This is a genomic window from Streptomyces inhibens, from assembly GCF_003389455.1.
Lineage (GTDB): Bacteria > Actinomycetota > Actinomycetes > Streptomycetales > Streptomycetaceae > Streptomyces > Streptomyces inhibens.
In genome coordinates this window covers 1-5,642 of record NZ_QUAC01000375.1, presented here as the reverse complement: position 1 = coordinate 5,642, position 5,642 = coordinate 1, and the positions used below count along the sequence as shown (strand labels likewise).

The following is a 5,642-nucleotide window of genomic DNA, read 5'->3' as shown; positions in this document are numbered from 1 at the left end:
CGCCGGCGCATGCCGCGCCGGCGCCACGGCCCTTGAACAGCAAGCTTAGAGGTGGCCGAGGGTCACCACTGCGTCGTAATACTTCTTGGCGACCTTTCGGCATGCCTTGCGCTCGATGCTGGTCTTGCCCCACTGCCCGTTGCACTGACGAGTCATGTCAGCAAAGAACGCCTTGTCGACATGCTTCTTGTTCGCGTGGCTGAACGCGTGCAGCTTCTTGTAATTGCGGTAGCCGAAGTCGTGCCGCGCACACGACTCCCAGAAATGGAAGCCGACTGGATTGTCCGTAACCCCCGAGCAGCCGTCGGTGTTCCAGTCGAAGCCGTACTTGTTGCTTCCGTTCTGCCACTTGACCCGGGTATTGAACCAGTCGGTCTGAGAAACCTGGCTCTCACCCGTCAACTGCCCGAGCCGCTTGAGCTTCTGCGCCCGGGTGTAGGCCGCCGCCACCGGCCGGCCGGCGTCGGCGGAGACCGTGGTGGGTGCCCCCGCACGGCCTGCGTGCGTGCTCTCAGCGAGTGCTGGAGGGGCGAGCGAGAAGGCCACGATGCCGCTGAGCGCGGCACTGGACAAGGAAATAGCGAGTTTCTTCACGAAAGGTTTTCCCCTCTTGCCTACCGGGTTATTAACCCGGTGGTCGGAAGCAACCTCGGTGCGAAGGGGAACGATTCCTCCATGGAAACCCCGTGCTACTCGTCCCCCCGAAACCGAGTGCGTTCGAGAGGCTATCGTACGGAGTTGGATCATCCAACCCGATCGGCAAGAGAAGTTACGGTCCGGCGCATCCCCCGTGATGCGCAGACCAGAATCCCGGTTAAACGGAATTTGCTAATCCATGGCATCGGCCTCGACATCTGAGAGCCGGCTCCCATGTCCAGGCCGCCGTCGACGACCCCTGGCAGGGCCCCGCCACTAACAACCTCGTCCCGTCTGGTCTGGTGAAGCGTTGGTCCATTCAGAGGTGGACATTTCGCTTCACCTCTTCACCGGCCTTGTTGTAGGTGATCCACTCGCCGGTCTTCTTGCCGAGGTTGTATGTCCCCTCGTCCAGTCGGTTCCCAGTGTCGTGGCACCGGTTCCACTGGTGCCACGGGCCCTGCTGCTGACCGTCCACGAAGGCTCCCTGTTGCAGCAGGCCGCCGTCCTCGCGGTACCAGACCCACTCGCCGTCGAGCCGGCCGCCCTTTGCCTTCACTCGGCCGTTCTTGAAGTAGAACGTCCACGGACCGTGCCGCTTGCCGTCCTGGTACCCGCCCTCGCCCTCGCCCGACAGGCTTCCGTCGTTGAAGCGCTCTCGGCCCATGGGACCAGCACAGGAACGAGCAGCCCCGACACGCCGGGCCCCGGCCCCCGGGTCGGGCACATCTCGGTCTCTACGCCGAAGCCGAAGAGATCAGCCACACCGGCGAGCAGCTGGGCAACTTTCCCCAGGCGTTAACCCACCGCGCCCTCATCAGCGCCGCCTAAAACCTCGACCGCGCACTGTGCTGACCCGCCACTCCCTGCGCCCGATCCCCCTGACCGGCGGCAACCGGTGTCGGCTCGTGCCGGCTCGTCGGGGGGCCGCCGAGCGGTGGCCGTGCGGGCGTCCGGGTCTCCCCCCATGCTGGAAACGAGGGGGGCGAGGCGACGGAGGAAGTGGTGAGGATGCGGACCGTTGTGGACCTCACGCGCTGCCAGGGCTATGCGCAGTGCGTGTTCCTCGCGCCGGAGGTGTTCCAGCTGCACGGGGAGGAGGGATTGCTGTACGCCCCGGCCGTCCCAGACGACCAGGTCGAGCGCGTGCGCCAGGCCGCGGCGGCATGCCCGGTCCAGGCGATCCTCCTCGGCGAGGAGGTGAGCGCCGGTGCCCGGTGATCTGCGGGACGGCCGCATCGTCATCGTCGGCGCGTCGCTGGCCGGGTTGAGGGCTGCGGAGACGCTGCGTGAGGAGGGCTTCACCGGCTCACTGACCGTGGTGGGGGATGAGCCCTATCCGCCCTACGACCGGCCGCCGCTGTCCAAGCAGGTGCTGCTCGGCAAGGTGCCGGCGGACACCACGGGGCTGCCGATGCGCCGGGACCCGGACGCCGACTGGCGGCTGGGTGTACGCGCCACCGGCCTGGACCTTTTCGGGAAGCAGGCGATGCTGGCCGACGGCGAGTCGCTGCCGTTCGACCGGGTGCTGATCGCCACCGGGACCCGGGCGCGGCCCTGGCCCAACCCGGAGGAGGCCTCCCTGGACGGGGTGTTCACCCTGCGCACCCGCGACGAGGCCGGGGGGCTGGCCGAGCGGCTGGCCGCCGGGCCGGGGCGGGTGCTGGTGATCGGCGGCGGCTTCACCGGCTCGGAGATCGCGTCGGCCTGCCGGGAACGGGGGCTGGAGGTCACGGTCGTCGAACGGGGCCCCGCACCCCTGGTGGGCGCGCTCGGCGGGACGCTGTCGAAGCTTGCGGCCGTCATGCACCGCAACCACGGAGTGGATCTGCGCTGCGGGGTGATGGTCACCGCCCTGCGCGGGGACGGGAACGGCCGGTTCACCGGTGCGGACCTGTCCGACGGCAGCCGTGTCGACGCGGACGTGTGCGTCGTGGCGCTGGGGGCGGTCCGCAACGTCGAGTGGCTGGCGGAGTCCGGTCTGGCAGCGGGCCCGCGCGGGATCGCCTGCGACGCCGGGTGCCGGGCCTTCAACATGTACGGGATCGTCACCGACGACGTCTTCGTGGCCGGTGACGTCTCCCGGTTCCCGCACCCGCTGTTCGGGTACCAGATGCTCTCCCTGGAGCACTGGGGCAACGCGGTCGCGCAGGCCGAGGTGGCGGCCCACAACATGGTCAATCCGGGGCCCCTGCAGCGCCCGCACCTCTCCCTCCCGACGTTCTGGTCGAGCCAGTTCGGGCTCAACATCAAGTCGGTGGGCGTGCCCACCTTCTCCGACCAAGTGGTCATCGCCCAAGGCTCTCTGGAGGCGCGCCGTCTGGCGATGGTCTACGGCTACCAGGGGCGGGTCACCGCCGCGGTCACCGTCGACATGGCCAAGTCGCTCGACTACTACAAGCACCTGATCGAGACGGCTGCTCCGTTCCCGCCCCCGCCCGGCGCGGCGGACCGTGCGATCGCGGCCGACATCCCGGTTCCGTCCGACGTGCCGGATCCGGCGGGGCTGTCCCACGGCCCCACCGTGGCGCTCACCGGTCATCTGCCCGATCGCCGACTGACGGTGGTGCAGCCCACCGGCTGACCCACGTCCCGCCCAACCACGAGGAGCCACCATGGACTCCGACACCTTGCTGGCACGGATCACTGACTACGTGAACCGCCCCAACCCCTACCCGCTGTACGTGGAACTCCGCGAGGCCGGTCCGGTGGTGCGGCAGGCAGACGGCAGCTATCTGATCGGCACCTACCACGAGATCGCCGCTCTGCTCCACGACCCGCGTATGAGTGCCGATCCCCGCACCCGTGGCGAGACGACACACAACCCGCCGTTCCTGCGGCTCGACGACCCCGAGCACCACAGGCTGCGCACCCTGGCCATGCGGCCGTTCGGCCCGCCGCACAGCCCGGGCCGGGTCGATGCCATGCGCGGCGAGATCGCCCAGCTCACCAAGGAACTGATGGAGCGCTTCCAGACGGGCCGGCAGATCGACATCGTCGACGATTTCGCCTACCCGCTGCCCGTCACGGTGATCTGCCGCCTGCTCGGCGTGCCACGCGAGGACGAGCCACTGTTTCGGGAATGGTCCGATGCTCTGGTCGCGTCCGCCGATGTCAGGCCCGAAGAGGACTCTACCGAGCGGGACCGGGCCGGCGATCAGGCGCGGATCGAGATGGGCCGGTACCTGGTCGACCTCGCCGAGCAGCGCCGTGGCCACCCGGGCGACGACTTGCTCTCCGCCTTTGTCAACGAGCCGGAGCCGGCCCTGCGGCTCACCCAGGAGGAACTCGCGGAAACCGCCGTGCTGTTGCTCATCGCGGGGCACGAGACCACGGTCAACCTGATCACCAACGGGGTGCTCACCCTGCTGCGCCACCCCGAGCATCTGGACCACCTGCGTCGCGAGCCCGATCTGCTGCCGCGAGCGGTGGAGGAACTACTGCGCTATGAACCCCCGGTCCACATGCGGGAGCGCATCCCCCGCGCCGACATCGACGTCGCTGGCACCACGATTTCCCAAGGCACGTCCGTCGTACTGGCGCTGGCCTCAGGCAACCGCGACCCCATGCGGTTCCACGAGCCCGATCGGTTCGATCCCACCCGCCCGGACAACGAGCACCTCGGCTTTGGCAGCGGCATCCACCTGTGCTACGGCGCACCCCTCGCCCGCATCGAGGCCCAGGCCGCGCTCGGCGCGCTGATCCCCCACCTCGGCACGGCCCGCCTGGTCGAGGACCCGCCCCCCTACCGGCAGAGCGCCATGCTCCGCGGACCCCGCCACTTGCCCGTCCAACTATGAGGTTATGCAGCAGCCGGAGCTTGTGGGAGCAGGCCGAGGGTTCCATGTCGACGGCGGCCGCGAGGCCGCTGACCGAGCAGGGGCCTTCCTGGAGCCGGCCAGGATGTGCAGCCGCGAGGGGTGGCGAGGGCTGGAGGGTGGCGGCGACGTCGGCGGTGCCGACCGCGCCTGGGGGTACCAGGGTGGCCCGTCATTCCTGCCCTGGTGTGCTGTGTGTGCCGCGACGAGTCTGCTCGCTGATGCCGAACAGCCGCATCAGCCGGAGTGGATCGGCCGTCTCGAAAGCTTCGTTGAGGTTGCGGTCCTGGCGCAGTCCGGACCATCCGCCGTGACCACGGCGCGGCCGCCGCCAACGCCGCCGCCGCCAGATTCGCGGTCGCGGCGTCGCACCGTGTCGGCGGTCAGAGCCAGTACATCGAGCGGTCCATACCCCAGACGTCCGGACGGTCACTCGCTCGGACCCGGGAGTGGGCGCTGCGCCACCTCGGCGAACCGCTACCGGTCCGCCGACTCGCGAAGCATGCGGAACATGACCGGCTGGTTTTGGCTGGTCAGGCATGATGCGGTCGCGGGTGAGGCAGCCGTCCGGCGTCCGGAATCGGCTCGGTCACGGCGAGGTGGGCGATGGCATCGGTGCTGGGGAGTCTGGAGGAACGTGAGCTGGCGGTGCGTCAGTGGGTCGAGGCCCTGCGCGAGCAGGCCGAGAAGGTCTGCGCGGAGTTGAAGCAGGCCGAGACCGAAGTGGGAGCGCTGAGTGATCGCCCGGGAGCAGGTCGGCGAAGTGCTGGCGCCCTCTTCGTCGTTGGTATCCGCTGGTGAGGTGGTCGACGACGCCTCCGTTTCGGGGGCTTTGGCTTCACAGACGCGGTCGGCTCGGTCGGCAGGGCCCGCTCGGCCGGGTCCGGTGGTGCCGTTGTGGCGTTCGGGGCTGGACGCGGGCGTCCTGGCCGTCGATCACCAGCGGATCCTGGCGGTTTTGGCGGAGCATCACCGCGAGGGCGGGTCCGGGCTTATCTGCCGGCAGATCGCCGCGGCGATGGGCCTGGAGCTGACCCCGGCGAGGATCGAAGGGGTGGTGCGCTCGCGGGCCCGTCGGCCGGCCGAGCGGGGCTGGCTGGTCAAGGAGCGGTCGGGGGCCTACCGGCTCGCGCCCGGCCCAGCCGCCGCGTCATGACCTTCGTCATCGACCAGGTGATCATCGCTTCG

General features: G+C 69.3%; 7 protein-coding genes. 5 read left to right on the top strand and 2 right to left on the bottom strand.

Going from position 1 to position 5,642, the window contains the following annotated elements; translation table 11 throughout:
• Positions 1-45: 45 nt before the first annotated feature.
• Together DY245_RS47710 and DY245_RS34875 are read right to left on the bottom strand one after the other, a co-directional pair.
• Positions 46-594 carry a phospholipase gene (locus tag DY245_RS47710; protein WP_342354248.1) on the bottom strand — a complete coding sequence of 183 codons (549 nt, stop codon included), beginning with the start codon at positions 592-594 and terminating at the stop codon, positions 46-48.
• 361 nt (positions 595-955) lie between these two features.
• Positions 956-1,303, bottom strand: a complete 348-nt coding sequence (locus DY245_RS34875) for a toxin-antitoxin system YwqK family antitoxin (protein ID WP_128511111.1) — start codon at positions 1,301-1,303, stop codon at positions 956-958.
• A gap of 344 nt (positions 1,304-1,647) precedes the next feature.
• Here DY245_RS34875 and DY245_RS34870 point away from each other — a divergent pair, with 344 nt between their 5' ends.
• The 5 genes from DY245_RS34870 to DY245_RS47205 all read left to right on the top strand — a co-directional run bounded on the left by DY245_RS34870 (position 1,648) and on the right by DY245_RS47205 (position 5,610).
• Positions 1,648-1,857: a ferredoxin gene (locus tag DY245_RS34870; protein WP_128511110.1), complete on the top strand. Its 210-nt coding sequence runs from the start codon at positions 1,648-1,650 to the stop codon at positions 1,855-1,857.
• On the top strand, positions 1,847-3,220 hold the full coding sequence (locus tag DY245_RS34865) for an NAD(P)/FAD-dependent oxidoreductase (protein ID WP_128511109.1): 1,374 nt from the start codon (positions 1,847-1,849) through the stop codon (positions 3,218-3,220). Before DY245_RS34870 ends, DY245_RS34865 begins: the two co-directional genes overlap by 11 nt.
• Before the next feature lie 31 nt (positions 3,221-3,251).
• A complete protein-coding gene (locus DY245_RS34860; protein WP_128511108.1) occupies positions 3,252-4,436 on the top strand; it encodes a cytochrome P450 in 1,185 nt (394 codons plus the stop codon).
• Between the two features lie 624 nt (positions 4,437-5,060).
• Positions 5,061-5,255 (top strand): hypothetical protein, encoded by a 195-nt coding sequence (locus DY245_RS47210; protein ID WP_244943464.1) that lies wholly within the window; start codon positions 5,061-5,063, stop codon positions 5,253-5,255.
• A gap of 88 nt (positions 5,256-5,343) precedes the next feature.
• Positions 5,344-5,610 carry a hypothetical protein gene (locus DY245_RS47205; protein ID WP_244943463.1) on the top strand — a complete coding sequence of 89 codons (267 nt, stop codon included), beginning with the start codon at positions 5,344-5,346 and terminating at the stop codon, positions 5,608-5,610.
• The last annotated feature ends 32 nt before the right edge of the window (positions 5,611-5,642 follow it).